The following is a 17,706-nucleotide window of genomic DNA, read 5'->3' on the forward strand; positions in this document are numbered from 1 at the left end:
ATGTTGTGCAAGAATGACCATTAACCTTCCGCCCCACGTCCTCAGAGCCACCGATCGCCGACGCCGAGACGTGTGTGAACTTTTTTATACTTTCCGTGCGACTGCAACGATCGAATGGACGACGATCACAACGCAGAACGGACGCTGCCGACCGACGTCGACAAACGAGTCGAAGAGGTACCGGATCCGAACGAGCGGTACACCTGTCTCGGGCCGGAGTCGAGACGGGTGTTCGCCGACTGGCTCACCCCGATCGAGAACCACTACGTTCTCCATCGTTCGAACACGCCCGATCTCGACGCGTCCTCGTGGACGGTGTCACTGACGGGAGCACTCGATGGAGTGACGCTCTCGGTCGAGGAGCTCAAGACGGAGTATCCGACGCTCACCGTCGCTCACACGATGGAGTGTGCGGGGAACTGCCGGGCGTACTTCGATCCGCCCGTTTCCAGCGTCGAGTGGGGACTCGAGGGCGTCAGCACCGCGGTGTGGACGGGTGCGTCCCTGCAAGCGGTGTTGACTGACCACGGGCTCGAGAACGAGGACACGTGGGTGACGGCGATCGGCGGTGACGATCCGGGAACGGACGGGGACGCCTTCGCTCGCTCGATTCCGACGTCGAAGGCTCTGAAGGACTGCATCCTCGCCTACGAGATGAACGGCACGGAGCTTCCCAGAGAGCACGGTGCTCCCGTCAGACTGCTCGTTCCTGGCTGGTACGGCGTCAACAGCGTGAAGTGGCTCGAGGAACTCCGCGTCATGGACACGATGGTCTACGGTCCGGAGTGGGACCAGCGACGCGGTGAACCGTACTACACGCGATGGCAACAGGAGGGGTATCGGATCGTCCCGGCCGGGGAAGAGCCGGAGCCGAACCCGTCCGTGCCGGTCTTCGATACCTGGGACCAGCTTCGCCACGACGAGATCGACCATCCATATACCTTCGACGCGAACGTCAAATCGATCATCGCACACCCGACGGGCGAAGAACCGGTCACGCAACGCGAGGACGGGACCGTCGAGGTGCTTGGCGTCGCGTGGGCCGGGGACGACGACGTGACGACGGTCGAGATCTCGACTGACGGAGGGGAGACGTGGGAGACGGGACGATTCCTCCACCCACCCGTCCCGAACGCGTGGCGCACGTTCCGGTATCTCTGGGAGCCGGAGCCGGGGGCGTACACGCTCACATCGCGGGCGACCGACGACCGTGGACGGACACAGCCTGCCACGATTGGGTCGCCGGAGACGGGGCTCGAGACGTTCGAGGACGACGTGTATCCATGGAACGAGGGCGGGTACGCGGCAAACGCGTACGAGCCACTCACCGTCGACGTAACCGTCCGCTCGGCCTCGTCGACGTAACCCGCGAACCGCTCACCCCCCGAGTGCGTCCTCGTTGACCAGGTTTGGTGGGCGCTGCCCCTCCAATGCCCGCCGGACACACCTCGCTGCGGTTCGCCGCCGTTCCGCGTTGGCTTCTTCGGAGTACCAGCCGACGTGTGGCGTCGAGAGCACGGCGTCGTGATCCCGAAGCGGGTCGTCCACCGCTGGCGGTTCCTCGGGGAAGACGTCCAGCCCGGCACCGCTTATCTCGCCGGCATCGAGTGCATCCACGAGCGCTGCCCGATCGACTATCGGACCGCGAGACGCGTTGATTAGATATGCGCTGTCGCGCATTCGGTCGAACGCTTCCTCGTCGAACATTCCCCGTGTCGAATCTGTCAGTGGCGAGTGCACCGAGACGACATCGGCGTGCTCGAGAAGCTCTTCGAATTCGAGCAACTCGACGTCGTACTCGACGACGGCGTCGTCGTCGACGTACGGATCGGATGCGACGATGTCGGCACCTAAAGCGGCGGCTCGCTCTCCGAACGCCCGTCCGATCGCTCCGAACCCGACGACGCCGACAGTCTGTGTCGAGAATCGACGAACAGGCGCCCCAACGTCTCTGTCCCACTCGCCGGCGGCGACGGAACGGTCGTACTGAGGGAGCGACCGGGTTAGCGAGATAGCCATGCCGAGAGCGTGTGTGGCGACCTCTTCCAGGCAGTACTCGGGGACGTTCGTGACGTAGATCCCCCGCTCGCCAGCCGCGTCGACGTTCACATTGTCGACACCGATTCCGTATCGGGCGATGATTCTGCAGGCGTCGAGGTCGGTAATCGTCGATCGATCCAGCTCCGCACGGAGGGTGAGTATCCCGTCGGTGCCGGCGGGAAGATCGCGAGTGACGTCGCCGACGTCCTCGGCCAACGGCTGCACCTCGGCGATGCCGTCGAGAACGTCACGTTCGATCGACAGATCGTCGAAATCGTGATCCGTCACGACCACGAGATAGTCTCCCATAGTGGTAAGCTGACGAGTTGGATCCAGAAAACTCCACCGATCGTCGGGACGTCTACGATCTCTCCGGCCGAACGGAAGCGTCACGGGCGGGAAACGTACATCGGCAGCTTCGCCCACTGGGCGAGAATGCCAGGGAAGTCGGATAGAAGATAGTATCGCGCTCGCCCGTGGACCGTCAGACCAGCAATCGGACGGCAAAGAGCAGGAAGAACGCAGCGCCGAACAGCCAGACGACGAGGCTCGTTCGCCGGGGTGAAAGCCGCGTTTCGATCACGGTCGATCGAACTCCGAGGAAGGCATGGAGCAACACCAGCCCGAGTGTGAGATCGAGTATCGGCCGATAGATTCCCCACTCGACGAGTACAACGAACCCGTACTCCGGGTACAGCTGGACACCGACGTGAGCCGCAAGAAGCGCCACGAGGGCGAGTGCGCTCACCCGGTGCAGTACCCAGGGGAGGTATCCGATCGTCGCTGGCCCTCGGGTCGGCGTATCGGTGCTCATAGGCTCACCCCCATGAGGATGACGAGTGCCGCCGATGCGCCGACTGTCAGCCAGAACGACAGCCGGTTCCCCGATGCGGTGAGCCCACCCAGTTCGACGATTACGAGGCGGATACCGTTGAACGAGTGAAAGACGAGGACCGCCAGGAGCGCGACGATTATCCACGTCGATGTTGGGTTGTAGACGCTCGATGGCGACGCCTGCAGGATCGGAACGAGTAGGTGAATGCCGATCCAAGCAAGTAATAGCCACCCCGTCAGCCGATGGAGCGTAAACGCTACGTGTCCAACCGCGAAGTTTCGCCAACTGCGAGCGGCCAGTAGATCCCGCCCGTAGATGAGTTGCTCGTCATCCATGTGTATGCTGTGAGTCGTCGAGTGGTGTGATTTGTATGACACCAGTGACGCCTGTATCGCCCAGGTGTCGTGATGGTCGTATACTGTGCGCCGATCGAAACCGTTCAGGTCGAGGGACCGATTCTGTGGATCGCGAACTGGCTTTCGCCGAGGACTTCCGAGAGCGTGTACTTCCCGTTTGCGACCTCCATAATCTCCTCCCAGAGCTGGTCGGTCGCCCAGTCGATGGGCTTGTCGCCGACTAACGCCTCGCTGACGTCGACGTCGGTCTCTTCGGGCACCCGTTCGGCGCTTCCGGGGTTCCCCGTAATCTTGATCGTCGGCATGATCGCGTTCGAGAGGGTGTGTCCCTGGCCGGTCGAGATGACCATGAAGTGAGCGCCGCCGGCACCGATACCGGTCACGCTCTCTGCGCCGTGTCCGGGCGTGTCCATGATGTACATTCCGGATTCGTCGGGGATCTCCTCGCCGTAGTCGACGAGGTCCTGAATCGGGCCGTCACCGGACTTGACCAGCGCACCGAGAGACTTCTCCTCGATCGTCGTCAGCCCACCGTCCATGTTGTCGGGCGTCGGCTGGGCACCCCGGACGTCGTAGCCGGTCGCCTGGAGGCGTTTGTCCCAGTTGTCGACGTACTCGAGGATCTTTTCGGCGACGTCGTCGTTGACGGCACGCTCGGCCAGCCCTTCTTCACCACCGAAGAACTCCGGCGTCTCAGCGAAGACACCCCGTCCACCCTGCTCGATCAGCCGCCAGACGGCCCCTGCGGTCGCGTAGTGCTGACAGAGTCCGCTGGTCGTATCGGAGGTGGCGCAGTTGATTCCGAATGTGAGATTCGAGATGTCGTGTGGCTCTCGCTGCTGTGCGGAGGCGTCCTGGACCATCTCCTGGGCGGCCTCGACGGTCGCTTGCAGTCCGTTCATCACGCCTTTTTCACCGTGGATGTTGACGCTTTCTGCGGGACGCCCCGTCTCCGCGACGTCTGCAGCCAGCTCGTCCCCGTCGACGCTCTCGCCAGCGTGTGCGACGACGACTGCACCGTAGCTGTTCGGATGCGTGGCATACCCCAGCAACGTCCGGTACGTCTGGAACACGTCCGGCTTGGTCTGACAGCGCCCCAGGGGGTGGGTGATCGGGACCGTTCCCTCGACGATGTCGGCAGCGCGCTTTACCGTGTCGTTTGCGTACGGTGCCGTCGAGATGATCGGGACGTGGTTTCGGATGCCGATACTACCGTCGGGTCGCTCGTATCCTAAGAATTCAGTCATTATTCGTCTCCGTGATAGTCACTCGCTAATCCCTTCGATCGCTTCACTGTCGGACTGGTCGCCACGGCCGTAGTTGCTATCGACGTTGTGTGTATGTACCCAGTCGCCAGCCTCGATATCTTGGCTGGCGTAGCCGATGCTCAATCCGTACTTGCATACAGTGTCACCTTCGTCGATGTCGGTGAGAGCCACTTTGTGTCCAAACGGAATGTCCTCGTTAACAGTGACCGTTCGAACTTCGTCGCCGACGGGGACGTCGACGACCTCACCCTCCTCAACCTCTCTGATGAAGGTCCCGACGTTGTCCTCCGGTGTGACGACTTCGATGTATTGCTCTGCCATTGCATACCGGCCTTCTGGTCGATAGACCATATATGTTTCGGAGAGGTGGCATTCACGGTATGCGAACACGATTAGCTCCGGAGACGATGAACCGGACGTCGTCGAGATCCGTCGTGATTCGGTAAGGACCGATGCATCGCGGCGTCCTGACTTCGGAAGCGTGAAACGGCGAACGGCCTGGATAGTCGACGTCATTCACCGGAGACAAAACATATACTTCGTAGCCGATACGAGTGTACCGCCGTGACATGGTAACAGCTACTCTGGCCGCGTCGAGCGTCTACACCGTCGCTGGGATCGAACTCACCGCGTTCGAGGCCGTCCTCGCGCTTGGAATTCTTCTCCTCGGTGGTTTCGTCAAAGGCACCGTTGGGTTCGCAGTCGGTCTCATCACGGTGGCTGGACTCGTCCAGGTATTCCCTCCCCAGATCGCCTTAGTAGCGCTCTCGATCCCGTTTTTCGTATCGAACGTCGTCGTACTGGCCGGAGACGGTGTTCCTGTGGGGTTTCTCCGGGAGCAGATCCCGTTCGTGGTCGCTCTCGTCGTCGGTCTGTTCGCAGGTGTCTGGTTGCTCACCGTCCTTTCGCCGGAACTTCTGTACCTGTTCATCGCCGGGTACGTGATGCTCTTTCTCGGGTTCCAGCACGTCGAAGAGCGGATACAGGAACACGCCTCCAGCGACAGCGCGGGAGCGTTCTCGGGATCGCTTAGCGGTCTCCTCGGCGGCGCGGTGAGCGCACCGGGCCCACCGCTTGTCATTCATACGTACCTGAACACGATCACGGATCGTCGGGCGGTGTTCGTAACCGGTGTCTCTGCACTGTTTCTCATCGCCCACGCCGTTCGAGTCCTCTTTCTCGCCCGCGCGGGTCTGTTACACGTCAGAGAGATCCTGCTTGGCGCTGTCTTTACCGTCCCGATCTTCGTCGGGGTGACGCTCGGAATCGCCTTCCGACCGCACATCGACGACGAGACGTTCACGCTGTTGATCAAGGTACTCCTGGCCGTGATCGGTATTCGGCTACTTCTGAACGGGTTCGGCTGGTAGGGCCCGCAGGCTACGAGCGGATCGTATCGACGCAGTCGGCGAGTTCGTCACTGGCGTTCTCGAGCGCTTCGCGCCGTCCGTTGATGGTGACAGCGTCCTCGTCGAGGTTTGCCCGTCGGTCCTGGATCATCCGCTGGACTTCTCTCGGAGCTGGACCGCCAGGAACGTCGTGAGCCTCGACGAACTCCCGAGGATCGAGCGCGGACTGAACGAACTCGTCGTCGATGTCGAGTTCGTCTCCGGTTATCTCGACGGCCGATTCGTTGACGAGGTCTGCGTCGACCTCGGTTGCGTCGAGGTTCCGATCCAGTGCACGCCCGACTAGATCGCCCACGATTCGGTGGGCCGTGCGGTACGTCAGGTCTGTCCGGCGGTCGATCTTGGCCGCGAGTTCGCTGCAAGATGCGAACCCTTCGGCCGCGAGTCGCTCCATCTCCTCGGCGTTGAACGTCGCGCTTCCGACGGTCCCATCGAGAAGCGTAAGCGACCGTTCAACCTCCTCGAACGCGTCGAACAGGGGGTGGACCGCGTTCTCTTCGACGTCTTTGATGTCCTGGAAGTTGGTGTTGTGAAGCGTCTCGAAGACGGCAGACACGTGCCCTACCGCGTACGCTGCCCGCCCACGGACGTACTCGAACGGGTACGGGTTTTTCTTCTGTGGCATGAGACTGCTCGAGCCGGAGTATTCGTCGCCGATCTCGACGAAGTCGAACTCCCAGGTGTGCCACGTATAGAGGTCCTGGCAGAACCGGCTCAACGTCACCATCATGTTCGCCATCGCCGTGGCCGGCTCCATGTGATGGTCGCCACCGGAGACACAGTCTATCGTGTTCTCTTTGTAGCCGTCGAACCCCAGCAGATCTGCCACGAGCTGTCGATCAAGATCGTACGACGCTCCGGAGAGGGCACCACAGCCGAGGGTGCACTCGTTTACCGTCTCGTACGCACCGAGCAGCCGCCGGGTGTCGCGTTCGAGCGAGTCGACGATTCCCAGCAGGTAGTGAGCGACCGTCGACACCTGCGCGTGCTGGTAGTGGGTCCACTGTGGCATGACCGTCTCGATCTCCCGTTCGGCGAGATCGAGGAGCGTGCTCCGTAGCGAAACGACGCACTCGAGCACGTCGAGTAACGACTCGCGTTCGACCATTCTGGCGAGCGGTTCGGGACGGGTTCGCCCGATGTTGATGTTGCCGGCCACGTCTTCGCCGACCCGTTCGTTGAGCTGGTACTCCATGTGCGAGTAGAAGTACTCGAGGCTCGGGTTGTACTCCCCGAGTACCTCCGGCCCTTCGTCCTCGAGATCCGCGAGTGCGTTCAGCAGTTGTGCGCCGTCGTCCTCGTCGACGATGCCCGATTCGACGAGCATCACCGTCCAGGCCTTGTTCGTCTCGATGAGCGGGTAGAAGTAGTGGTCGCGCTTGAACTCGTACGTCGGTTGCTGGATCGTTTCCGTGTACACTTCGCCCGGTGCGGTCTCTAGTCGTTCCCGTGAGATTTTCTCGTCTGACGACATCGACTTTCGCTTGTCGTCCGGACAGTATAAATCCAGGGGGTGACGTCGGGACCGATCACGGAGACGCGAACCGGAGATCGAAGTCGTCGGCAGCAGGGTTAGACTCAAATACCTACAGTTTGTTGTAGCAAATCACATGGTTCAGTACGCTGAGCGAGCAACCGATGTAGCGATCATCGGTGCCGGAGGTGCAGGGCTGTTCGCGGCGATGTATGCCGACGATAACACCCCCGATGATCTCGACGTGACCGTCGTCGTCAAGAAACTCGCCGGGAAAAGCGGCTGCACCCGCATGGTGCAGGGAGGGTACAACGCAGTACTCCATCCAGACGACTCGATCGAGGACCACTACGTAGACACCATCGAGGGCGGAAAGTGGATCAACGACCAGGAGCTAGCGTGGACGCTGGTCGAGAACGCGCCGAAGGTCATTCGGAAACTGGAAAACGATCTCGGGGTCTTCTTCGACCGAGACGAGGACGGTAACATCCATCAAAAGCCGTTCGCGGGACAGTCGTTCGACCGGACGGTCCACAAGGGCGATCTGACCGGGATCGAGATCATGACGAAGATCCGTGACGAGCTGTTGACCCGCGACGTGACGTTCCTCGAGGAGACCCGGGCCGTCGACCTCCTGACTCGAGACGGTGAGGTCGTCGGCGTCGTCGTGTTGGACATGCGCTCCGGCGAGTTCGAGGTGATTACCGCCAAGGCCGTCGTCCTCGCTACCGGTGCCGGCGCGACGATGTACCGTATCTCGACGCCAGCTCTCGAGAAGTCTGCGGACGGACAGGCGATGGCGTACCGTCGAGACGCTCCGCTGCAGGACATGGAGATGATGCAGTTTCACCCGACTGGGTTGCTGGCGGGAGATACGAAACTCACGGGTGGCGTCATCGAAGAGGGAATCCGTGGGGAAGGAGCACATCTCTACAACGCCGAAGACGAGCGGTTCATGGAAAAGTACGCGCCCGAGGAGATGGAACGGGCGACGCGAGATATCGTTTCCCGGGCGAGCTACCAGGAGATCATCGACGGTCGAGGAACGGAACGCGGCGGTGTGTTACTCGATGCGACCCACCTCGGAACCGAGTTCGTCGAGGAGACGTTCCCCGGAATGACGGAGCGAACGCGAAACGTCGGACAGGATCTCTCGACCCAGCGAGTCGAGGTATCGCCGACGTCTCACTATCACATGGGAGGCGTCACCATCGACTCCGACTGTGGGACGGAACTGCCGGGACTGTTCGTCGCTGGGGAAGACGCTGGCGGTGCCCACGGGGCGAACAGACTGGGCGGAAACGGCGTCGTCGACTCGACGGTACTCGGCAAGCAAGCCGGGGAGGCCGTCGCGGACTACGTCGAGGACCGACCGCGCCCGTCGTACGACTCAGAACAAGTAGAACGCGTGATCGAACGGGTCACAGCGCCTCTCGACCGGGAGGACGGAGCCGACGTATACGACCTCCGTGACGAACTCGAGGACGTGATGTGGGAGCACGTCGGCGTCGTCCGAACCGGGGAGAAACTCGACACGGGAATCGAACGTATTTGCGGGATTCGCGACGCACTCGACGACGTCGCGGTGTCGGGGACCCGCAGGTACAACCTGGAGTGGAACGAGTACATGGACCTCGAGAACCTCTCGCTGATCGCGGAGACGGTCGCACGAAGTGCCCGCTACCGGACGGAGAGCCGGGGGGCACACTACCGCGACGACTACCCCGAGCGCGACGACGACGAGTGGATCGCCAACGTCTACGTCAGGCGCACCGACGACGGAATGGAGCTTTGGAAGGAAAACGCCGCGTTCAGTCGGACGCACCCGAACGACGTCGAGGACGCCCTCGTGACCGTGTCGGACGCTGACGACAGACGGGCAAAGAGTGACTGATCCAAACCGAAATCTACCAATGACCGAACAAGAATTCACCGTTCATCGCTACGATCCGGAGACCGACGATGAGGCACAGTTCGAATCCTACGATGTCCCGATCACCGAATCGACGTCGGTACTCGACGGGCTGTTCTACATCCAGGAAACGCTCAACGAGAACCTCTCGATGCGGTTTTCCTGTCGGCAGGGTGTCTGTGGGAGCTGCTGTATGGAGATAAATGGAAAGGCGCGGCTCGCCTGTCAGACGCCAGTCACCGATCTCGCTGACCAGGACGTCACCGTCCGACCCATGTACAACTTACCAGTCATCAAGGATCTCGTCGTCGACATGGATCCGTTTTTCGAGAGCTTCGAGGAGATCGATCCATCCTTCGAAGCCGACGGGAGAGACGAGGACAGCGAAACCGCAGTGATACCCCCCGATTCTCGAGAACGAGAAGTCATCGATCCTCGAACGGACTGTGTCGGGTGTGGTGCGTGTTACTCGAGTTGTAGCGTTGCGGGCGAGACGTATCTCGGCCCAGCCGCCATAAACAAGGCCGTAACGCTTCTGAAGGACTCGCGGGAGACGAAAACTGACGAACGTCTCGCTCGGCTCTCCGAGACCGATGGCGTCTGGGGCTGTCACGTCCAGGGCGAGTGTAGTGACGTGTGTCCCAAGGATATCCCCGTCTCGGAGGGTATCCAACTGCTCAAACGGGACGCCGTCAAACGTGGAATCAAAGCACGTCTCTTTTCCTCGGACTGAGAGCGATAGACGTACTGCTTCCAACTCTACAATCGGAATTGTATCCGCCCTTCGAACGGGTAGCTATGCGTTGCTTTACCACTCCTCTCGATTCGATAGGATCGAACACGTGATTTATATTCTGGTCACTGTTATTGGCGCCTATGCCAGAAAACAACGCGCGGGGGCGTGCAGTGAAGTCCGACGAGCGGTTGTTCGACATAGTCGAATTTATCAGGGAGCAGGATGGTGCAGGCGTCACCGAGATCGCGTCGGAGGTCGGACTCGCAAAGAGTACCGTCCACGGTCACCTGACCTCGCTTCGCCGACGGGGATACGTCGTCAAAACCGACGACGGATACCGCCTCGGGCTGGAGTTTCTGAATCACGGTAAATACGTTCAGACCTCGTACAGCCTGTACACGATCGGTCAACAGAAGGTCAAACAGCTGGCGGCAAAGACCGACGAACGGGCGTGGTGTGTCGTCGAGGAAAACGGACTGGGATATTACCTTACGGGAGCCGAGGGGGACCATCCGGTACATCCGCCAGCCCGTATCGGGCAACGCGTTCACTTACACCCGCTGGCGTCCGGGAAGGCGATTCTCGCGCACTTACCGGAGTCACGCGTCGACGAAATCGTCGATCAGCACGGCCTGCCGGAGATCACATCGAACACGATCACCGACGAGGACGAGCTGTTCGCGGAGTTAGAGCGGACAAGAGAGCGTGGCTACGCCGTCAACAACATGGAGTCCCTATCCGGATTGTACGCGATCGGCGCGCCGGTCGTCGACGAGACCGGCGTCGTCAGGGGTGCACTATCGATTTCCGGACCCAAAAACCGACTGAAAGCCGAGAACAAGCAACACCGGTTCGTCGATCTCTTGCTCGGCGCGACGAACGAACTCGAGATCAACATTCGCAACCACCGTTCGATGTAGTCGAACCGGCACTGGATTACTGAGATCCGAGCGGTTCGTCTACGTCACGAGCGGACGCGCACACAGAGGAGAGGTAGCGACGTCGTCCGGCATTCAGGAGCAGTCGGTATCGAGCCAGACGAAGTGAGTAAGTCGTGTATCCGTTGTTGCACTGTTCGTGGCCGCTACCGGCAACGGCAGATACTTGGGCAGGAGCTCGAGCGAGATGCGTCCGTAGTTCGATACCAACGAACAGCTCGACTGCGACGCTGTCACCGACTCTCTCGCTCGAGTATCGTCGGGGCGATACCACGAGAACGTTGGCGGGTTCGACTTTCGCCTCTGACGCTCGTGGCCGAGGACTCTCGGAAGAATTACAAGCATATTGTTGTAATGGGAGTGTCTGCTTGGACAGAGGTAGATCGACAGTGCCTCGGTACCGAATCTCCCAATTAGATCACATACATATGACTGTAACAGCCTTGTCGGATAGAACCGATGAAACAGCACGGTTTGTTATCGTACGTAATCTCGAGCCTGCGCTGCTACTGCGATGGATATCCCTCGTCACTTCCTCCTTTCGAACGGGTCAGTATAGACATGCTATAGTAACAGATAATAAATATTATTTTCTGGCTTTATTTCCCATCAGCCATCGTCGATCCAGGCTCGAGTGGTCGACCACACCATCTCAAATTTCACATACTATGTGCTATACACTATATGGCCAATATATAATCTAGGTTAGGTATGGCTAAGCTGGTGAATATTTGGAAGTGAATTATCTAGCCACATGCCAATACAGGGTGTTAAATCCTAAACTTCCGGCCTCAACATCACACTCGGATGTCGTCGAAGACTATATCAATATTACTATAGTAGCGTTCCAATGGTAGACTAATATTATTTCGAGGAGAAGAATATGCCTCCCATATTGGACACATAAATAAAGTAGTTATATTATTGTTTCCATAGGTTGGCAGAGAGTCGAAAGAAGTCCGACGAAAACGTCATTAGATATATTTCATGCGTTTGGGTTTGCTACGATTGGCGGAGGTGGGCTGAAACCGATGGCAAATGTAGCATACACCGCGAGAACCAGTGGAGAGATTCACTTCCTGGACGGTGCTTCGGCGCAACCGTATCTATCGTGCGTTCGTAGCACTAGCGTGCCTTCGGCGGTGACGTCTCGCTGTAACCAGTCTCCGGGATCGACGATAAACACAGCATCTCGAGCCGCGCTCCGTCGACGGGTTCGTCGAAGAAAGTCTCATCGAGGGATCGTTGAGAAGGGCCGTACGTGACTGTCCTCCGACGGCTGCTGGAGTGTGGTCCTATAATATTCATAGATCTGCTATATCTCCTTTACTATTTCTAAAATGGTATTTCTGTGGTCGTTTGGCTCACACGGTTTCGTACCGAGACTGAAAGCTGTAATCAAAACGCATATCTGCAGAATATGGCATTAAACCGACCGAGATCGGCATTCCCGGTGTAGTCTCTTTCGACATTTCATCGAGAAACGTCGAGGTGTGCGTGACCGCTCGCGCTGGATAGATACTGCGTCGTGAGGCCTGTCACTTGCTATATCTCGTCCTTCATCGTTCAGGCACGGTCGGTCCGCCGAACCCATATGATATTATATATGTTTATGAGAAAAGTTGTATTTGAATATGATATATTTGTGACCGAGATACGAACCGGAGCCGTCGATAGACGAACTACCATACTCCCTGCTGGAGAGCGTGCAGATTGCGTACTTTCGTGGTGGGGTCCCAGGCCGGAGTAGTGTCTGAACACGGTCAGACCGACCGAACATTGACGGGGTACTACGAAAACGGTTATCATAATGTCTATCACGCCAACTCGAGTCGCAGTCGGTCTCGCCCTCGCTCTCGCAGTCGGCGTCGCGTGGTACGTCGACGGGCGCGGGCGGTGGCGAACGGCCGCTTCGGACCGGTTGCTCTACGGCGTACCGTGGGGAACCGCCGTCACCGTCGTGGTGGTCGTTGCTTTCTACCTGTTGGTCCAGGGCGGACTGGATCACTGGGACGACCCCGTCACGTACGCGTTCGTCACGTGGTCGTACTTCTATCCGGAGGGGCTTCTCACGGCGGGGCTCGCTCACGGTGGCCCGAATCACCTGCTCTCGAATATGACCGCGACGGCTGTCTTCGGGGTGATCGCCGAGTACGCCTGGGGTCATTATCCCGGGCCGGACCGACGGAACAGCGAACCGACCGAAGAATCCGAGGGTCGGGCCGACGGCGGACGGGACGGCTTGCTAGTGCATCCTGGGTTCCGAGCGTTCGTGGCGTTTCCGGCGGCGTTGCTCGTGGTCGCGTTCTTCACGGCTGCGTTCTCGCTCGGACCGGGGCTCGGCTTTTCGGGAGCCGTCTACGCCGTCGTCGGGTTCGCGGTCGTCGTCTATCCGCTCGCGACAGTCGTCGGTCTCGCGGTTACCTCGAGCCTGTCGGTGGTGATCGACGCGCTCGCCAGCCCCGTCGTCCGCGAGACCGTCGAGGTGGGGCCGCCGATGCCGCCGGGGTGGGCCGGCGTCGGCTTTCAGGCGCACTTGCTCGGGTTTCTCGTCGGCGCGCTCGCCGCCGTCGCGTTGCTGTCGCGTCGCGGGCGTCGCCCGTCGTTCGCGACGCTCGCGTTCGGCGTGCTCGTCGTCGGCGCTGTCCAGGCGCTGTGGCTGTTGCCCCTGGGCGGTAGCGCCGACGAGTACGTCCTCTATCGAGGCGTCGGCGTCGTGATGGTCGTCGGGGTGACGCTGGTAGTTGCGGGAGCCGCCGCGGGTAGCGATCGGCGGATTCCACGACCGTTCGGAGGGGTCGACTGGATACCCTCGAGGCGAACGCTGTCGATCGCCTGGCTCGCGGTGGTCCTCGTCGGCTTCCTGCTCGGCGTCGGTGGTGTCTTCTTCGTCGGTGACGCGATCGTGCTGTCGATCGGCGTGTTGGTGGTCCTCGCAGCGGTACTCGCCGTGCCCGGACTCACGGTGGTGCTTCCGGATCACGTCATTCCGACGCCGGTCTCGCGGCGACACGCCGCAGCTACCGTTCTCGTGGTAGTCACTGCTCTCGTCGCGCTCGTGAGCGTCCCGATGGGGTTGACCGTCGTCGGGGACGACGCGGTGCCGGAGACGAACGCGATGGCCGTCGACGACTACGCGGTGACCTACGCCGAGAACACGACCAGCGGACAGAGCTGGGTCATCGACGTCAGCGAAGAGGAAGACGCCGAGAACGGCACCGTAAGCGGCGTCATCGTCGTCAACGACGAACGCGAGATGTGGACCCTTGGTGTCACCGATGAGTTGCTCGCGTTCGAAGGCGAGGGCAACGTCACGGTGGGTGGCGTCGACTGGCGAGAGACGATCCACGTCGAACGTACCGGCTGGGAGGTCCTCGGCAACGACACGGTTTACGCGGTCGACGTAGCGCGAGAGGGTGACGGAGAAACGACCCGGGCGTTTACCTCCGAGTCGGCCAGTGCAGCGGCGGAACTCGACGGTCACACCGTCGACGTCGTCCCGACCGACGACGGGTTCGACCTCGAGGTCAGTGCCGACGGCGAGGACGTCGGCACCGCGTCGGTGCCGGACGTCGGCGAGTCGACGAGCGTGGGTGACCTCTCGTTCTCGACGGTCGAGTCGGGCGACGCAGCACGCGTCGTGGCAGCGACCGACGACGCACGCGTCCAGATCGCCGAACGAGAGACGTACCCGAGCGCGACGAACTAGTATTTCGAAGCGACGTCAGCCGCCGACTCGACGAGTGCGTCCGGCGCGAGCGACCGTGACGGCGCGGCAAGCGGACGCGTCTCGGCTCCGTCGACGACGACCAGATCCGCGATCCTGACGGCTCCGCCCTCGAGGTCGGTCACCGCCGCCTCGAGTCGGACCACCGCGCCCGTCTGGACGGTCTCGTCACGGCCGGGCCGTTCGTGGGGCTCGAGGCCGACGCCGTGGACCGTCGTCTCGATACCGTCGTCGAAACCGAAGGCCATGACCTCCGCCTCGAGGTCGCCTCTGATGGCCGGAACCGACGTCTCGCCACCGGCGAGCATCGCACGGGCCGATTTCAGTGCGCCCGTGACGGCGACGTGGGCGCGTCGCTCCCGTCCGCCGTCGCCGTCGACGACGACCGTGCGAGCGAGTCCGCCGCGGTAGCCGTCGGGACCGCGGGGAGCGAGTGCGACCGTGATCGCCTCGCCGGGACGAACTTCCTCGTCGGCCGCCCGGCCGCCCGCGTCGACGACGGTGGTTCCCGCGGGGTAGGCGCCGGCGGCGACGACGGCCTCGTCGGCCGTCCGGCGCAGTCGCTGTGGGGTCAGTACCGTTCCGTCGACCGCGAGACGGTCGTGGCCGTGATCGTCGACGACCGACGCATCGGCAAGCGACGACGCGACCGCTCGAACGCCTTCGCTTGCGGCGGCCTGAACCCGTTCGATGGCCTGCCGCTCCGCGGGCGTCTTGACCGCACGCGCTCGCTCGAGAGCGTCGCTCGAGGCGAGTTCGAACCCTGCCTGCTCGAGGTAGCACGCGGCGTCGTGGGGAATCGTCCGGGGCGTGAGAACCGGTCCGGAGATCCCGCGGTCAGACAGCCGGGTGGCGAGTTCCTGGGTGGGGTGGGCGGTTCCGACTCCGTTCTCGTCCGCACTGACGTGCTCGAGTCCGTCGTCTGCGGTGACGGCGACGGCGTGGCGGCCGACGCCGGAGAGCGCGCTCGAGCTGTCCGTCTCGCTTGCGTCACTCTCGAGGCAGTACCGAACCGACGGATTGGCTGCCGGACCGACGTGTACGAACGCGCCTGCGTCACGATCTGTGAGCGTCGTCTCGATCGTTTCCTGGAGATGCGTCCGCCGATCGGTCACGGCGCTTCGGCTTCGAGTTCGTCCTCGACTGGCTGTTGGGCCTGCTCGACGAGTTCCTCCAGGTCGTCGTCGGTCAGACGGTTGTACAACAGGACGTCGACCGGCAGCGTCGGTGCGCCGTCGACGAGGTTCTCGAGTAAGACGAGCCGTTCGCGGGCACGGGACATGCCGACGTAGAAGACGCGCCGTTCGTTGTCGGTGAGAATCGGCACGGGGTTGGTCGACTTGGTGAACTCCTCACAGCCGGGAACGGCTTTGGGATCTTCGACCGTGGCGGCCATCTGTTCGACGACCTTCTCGGTGAGGTCGGTCGCGACGAAGACGTGGTCGGCCTCGCGGCCCTTCGCGGAGTGGATCGTGCCGATGCGGACGCGATCGGTGTCCATCCTCTGGTACTCGCCGATGGCGAAGTACGCCTGCACCGACTTTTTCTGGAAGTTCGTTACCTTCCGGACCATGTCGGAGGCCGAGGCGGGACCGGGCATAAACGGCGCGTACTCCTCGATGACGTCTGCCGGAATCGTCAGGTCCTCGAGGTCGTCGACGCCGGCGTCTTCCTGTCGTTCGTCGATCTCGTCGAACAGGTCGTCGCGATCGTTGGTGCCGAACGCCGAGTCCATCAGCATGTCCGCAAGTCGGCGGGCCTGCAGCCCGTCGACGTCCTCACCGGCGTCGATCGCCTCAACGGCGCGGACGTACTGTGTGAGCCGGTCGGTCCACATCCGCTGATCGGTCAACGCGGTAAAGGGAACCCCCTCGGTGATGAACTCGTCGACGAACTGGAACATCTGGTAGCGGGCCCGAAACAGCAACATGATGGTGCCCTCGCCCTCGTCCTCGACGAGGGTTCGACGGACCATCCGAACGAGATCGAGCATCGACGGGCCGGCGTAGGCCTCGACCGAACCGCCCTCCTTGCGTGGTTTGAGGTCTTTGTCCTGTCGTTTGTCGATGTGGCGAATCTCCTGGTTGACCGCGTGTAATACGTTCGAGGGGAGTCGATAGGAGTTTGGCAGAATGACGTCCTCGTCGACCTCTTCGTCGAGCAAGAGTGCGGGGTCAGCCCCCTGCCAGGAGTAGACGACCTGGTCGTCGTCGCCGGCGATCAACACCCGGTCGACGTGGGGTTTCCACTCCTGGTAGACACCGTACTGCAGCGTCGTGATGTCCTGGAACTCGTCGATGACGAGGTAGTCGACGTTCGGAACGAGCGAGCGCTGTTTGACCCGCTCTAACATGTCCGCGAAGCCGATCTTGCCCTCCTGGCCCTTGTAGGAGCGCCAGGCACGGATCGCTTCCGGGACGTCGATCCGATCGTCGTCGCTCGGCCAGGTCGGCGTGTACTTGTTCCCTTCCTGGGCGTTCGGATCGATCTCGGGGGGGAGACGGACCTCCTCTTCGTTCCACTGGAAGGGGACGTCGTACCAGTCCGCGACGTCGCGGTTGGTCCGCTGGAGCCACTGGCTCGTCGCGATGATCTTGTTGCCGATTGTCGTCGACCGCGCCGTTCGTCGGCCGGCTCCGCTGTACTCGTCTTCGTACTCGAGGCCGTACTCCTCGCAGAACTCCTCTTTGTCGGATTCGTCGATAACGTCACCACGGGAGAGATCCAACAGCTCGTAGGCTTTCGCGTGCATCGTACAGACGTTCCCCTGTAACGCCCGCGGACTCACCTCGAGGCGTTCGGCGAGTCGTTCGCGGACCTCCTGGGCGGCAGCGCGCGTGTAGGAGACGACGAGCACGTCCCGAAAGCTCACCTCGTCGTCCTCGAGAATCTCTTCGACGTGGTCGAGCAACGCTGTCGTCTTCCCGCTTCCCGGACCCCCGAACAGCCGGGTTATCTCCGTCTCCGTGGTAGCCATTGCTCACATGCAAGCGCGCGATACCTATAAGTGA

The 17,706-nt window shown here is 61.3% G+C and carries 14 protein-coding genes; 6 read left to right on the top strand and 8 right to left on the bottom strand.

What is annotated here, in order from left to right; all coding sequences use genetic code 11:
• Positions 1-114 precede the first annotated feature (114 nt).
• Entirely contained in the window at positions 115-1,365 is a 1,251-nt protein-coding gene (locus QQ977_RS15265) for a sulfite oxidase (protein WP_285926633.1), read from the top strand.
• A gap of 12 nt (positions 1,366-1,377) precedes the next feature.
• Here the strand turns inward: QQ977_RS15265 and QQ977_RS15270 are convergent, their stop codons facing one another.
• From QQ977_RS15270 to QQ977_RS15290, 5 genes are all read right to left on the bottom strand, one after another.
• Positions 1,378-2,349 (bottom strand): C-terminal binding protein, encoded by a 972-nt coding sequence (locus tag QQ977_RS15270; RefSeq protein WP_285926634.1) that lies wholly within the window; start codon positions 2,347-2,349, stop codon positions 1,378-1,380.
• A gap of 175 nt (positions 2,350-2,524) precedes the next feature.
• The gene (locus QQ977_RS15275) at positions 2,525-2,854 is read right to left on the bottom strand and encodes a hypothetical protein (RefSeq protein WP_285926635.1); all 330 of its coding nucleotides are present in this window, start codon (positions 2,852-2,854) and stop codon (positions 2,525-2,527) included.
• Entirely contained in the window at positions 2,851-3,210 is a 360-nt protein-coding gene (locus QQ977_RS15280; protein WP_285926636.1) for a hypothetical protein, read from the bottom strand. Before QQ977_RS15280 ends, QQ977_RS15275 begins: the two co-directional genes overlap by 4 nt.
• A gap of 104 nt (positions 3,211-3,314) precedes the next feature.
• Complete coding sequence (locus QQ977_RS15285) at positions 3,315-4,478, bottom strand: UxaA family hydrolase (RefSeq protein ID WP_285926637.1); 1,164 nt, start codon at positions 4,476-4,478, stop codon at positions 3,315-3,317.
• A gap of 18 nt (positions 4,479-4,496) precedes the next feature.
• Entirely contained in the window at positions 4,497-4,820 is a 324-nt protein-coding gene (locus QQ977_RS15290; protein ID WP_285926638.1) for a UxaA family hydrolase, read from the bottom strand.
• A 248-nt stretch (positions 4,821-5,068) separates the two neighbouring features.
• On the opposite strand from QQ977_RS15290, the gene QQ977_RS15295 reads away from it, so the two are divergent.
• Complete coding sequence (locus QQ977_RS15295; RefSeq protein ID WP_285926639.1) at positions 5,069-5,869, top strand: TSUP family transporter; 801 nt, start codon at positions 5,069-5,071, stop codon at positions 5,867-5,869.
• Positions 5,870-5,879: 10 nt separating this feature from the next.
• Here the strand turns inward: QQ977_RS15295 and argH are convergent, their stop codons facing one another.
• Positions 5,880-7,382: an argininosuccinate lyase gene (argH, locus tag QQ977_RS15300; RefSeq protein ID WP_285926640.1), complete on the bottom strand. Its 1,503-nt coding sequence runs from the start codon at positions 7,380-7,382 to the stop codon at positions 5,880-5,882.
• A gap of 136 nt (positions 7,383-7,518) precedes the next feature.
• Here argH and QQ977_RS15305 point away from each other — a divergent pair, with 136 nt between their 5' ends.
• From QQ977_RS15305 to QQ977_RS15320, 4 genes are all read left to right on the top strand, one after another.
• Entirely contained in the window at positions 7,519-9,276 is a 1,758-nt protein-coding gene (locus QQ977_RS15305; protein WP_285926642.1) for an FAD-binding protein, read from the top strand.
• Between the two features lie 19 nt (positions 9,277-9,295).
• Entirely contained in the window at positions 9,296-10,027 is a 732-nt protein-coding gene (locus QQ977_RS15310; protein WP_285926643.1) for a succinate dehydrogenase/fumarate reductase iron-sulfur subunit, read from the top strand.
• A 143-nt stretch (positions 10,028-10,170) separates the two neighbouring features.
• Complete coding sequence (locus QQ977_RS15315) at positions 10,171-10,950, top strand: IclR family transcriptional regulator (RefSeq protein ID WP_285926644.1); 780 nt, start codon at positions 10,171-10,173, stop codon at positions 10,948-10,950.
• Between the two features lie 1,828 nt (positions 10,951-12,778).
• On the top strand, positions 12,779-14,677 hold the full coding sequence (locus tag QQ977_RS15320; RefSeq protein WP_285926645.1) for a rhomboid family intramembrane serine protease: 1,899 nt from the start codon (positions 12,779-12,781) through the stop codon (positions 14,675-14,677).
• On the opposite strand, the gene QQ977_RS15325 is transcribed toward QQ977_RS15320, so the two are convergent.
• Complete coding sequence (locus tag QQ977_RS15325; RefSeq protein WP_285926646.1) at positions 14,674-15,810, bottom strand: M24 family metallopeptidase; 1,137 nt, start codon at positions 15,808-15,810, stop codon at positions 14,674-14,676. The genes QQ977_RS15320 and QQ977_RS15325 overlap by 4 nt on opposite strands.
• Positions 15,807-17,672, bottom strand: a complete 1,866-nt coding sequence (locus tag QQ977_RS15330) for a UvrD-helicase domain-containing protein (protein ID WP_285926647.1) — start codon at positions 17,670-17,672, stop codon at positions 15,807-15,809. The genes QQ977_RS15325 and QQ977_RS15330 overlap by 4 nt, the downstream gene beginning before the upstream one ends.
• Between the last annotated feature and the right edge of the window lie 34 nt (positions 17,673-17,706).

Source organism: Natrialbaceae archaeon AArc-T1-2, assembly GCF_030273315.1.
Taxonomy (GTDB): Archaea; Halobacteriota; Halobacteria; order Halobacteriales; family Natrialbaceae; genus Tc-Br11-E2g1.

Coding starts and splice junctions, on each gene's coding strand:
- QQ977_RS15270 (WP_285926634.1), bottom strand. CDS start 2,349: ATGGGAGACTATCTCGTGGTCGTGACGGATCACGATTTCGACGATCTG.
- QQ977_RS15280 (WP_285926636.1), bottom strand. CDS start 3,210: ATGGATGACGAGCAACTCATCTACGGGCGGGATCTACTGGCCGCTCGC.
- QQ977_RS15290 (WP_285926638.1), bottom strand. CDS start 4,820: ATGGCAGAGCAATACATCGAAGTCGTCACACCGGAGGACAACGTCGGG.
- QQ977_RS15320 (WP_285926645.1), top strand. CDS start 12,779: ATGTCTATCACGCCAACTCGAGTCGCAGTCGGTCTCGCCCTCGCTCTC.
- QQ977_RS15315 (WP_285926644.1), top strand. CDS start 10,171: ATGCCAGAAAACAACGCGCGGGGGCGTGCAGTGAAGTCCGACGAGCGG.
- QQ977_RS15310 (WP_285926643.1), top strand. CDS start 9,296: ATGACCGAACAAGAATTCACCGTTCATCGCTACGATCCGGAGACCGAC.
- QQ977_RS15330 (WP_285926647.1), bottom strand. CDS start 17,672: ATGGCTACCACGGAGACGGAGATAACCCGGCTGTTCGGGGGTCCGGGA.
- QQ977_RS15265 (WP_285926633.1), top strand. CDS start 115: ATGGACGACGATCACAACGCAGAACGGACGCTGCCGACCGACGTCGAC.
- QQ977_RS15305 (WP_285926642.1), top strand. CDS start 7,519: ATGGTTCAGTACGCTGAGCGAGCAACCGATGTAGCGATCATCGGTGCC.
- argH (WP_285926640.1), bottom strand. CDS start 7,382: ATGTCGTCAGACGAGAAAATCTCACGGGAACGACTAGAGACCGCACCG.
- QQ977_RS15275 (WP_285926635.1), bottom strand. CDS start 2,854: ATGAGCACCGATACGCCGACCCGAGGGCCAGCGACGATCGGATACCTC.
- QQ977_RS15295 (WP_285926639.1), top strand. CDS start 5,069: ATGGTAACAGCTACTCTGGCCGCGTCGAGCGTCTACACCGTCGCTGGG.
- QQ977_RS15285 (WP_285926637.1), bottom strand. CDS start 4,478: ATGACTGAATTCTTAGGATACGAGCGACCCGACGGTAGTATCGGCATC.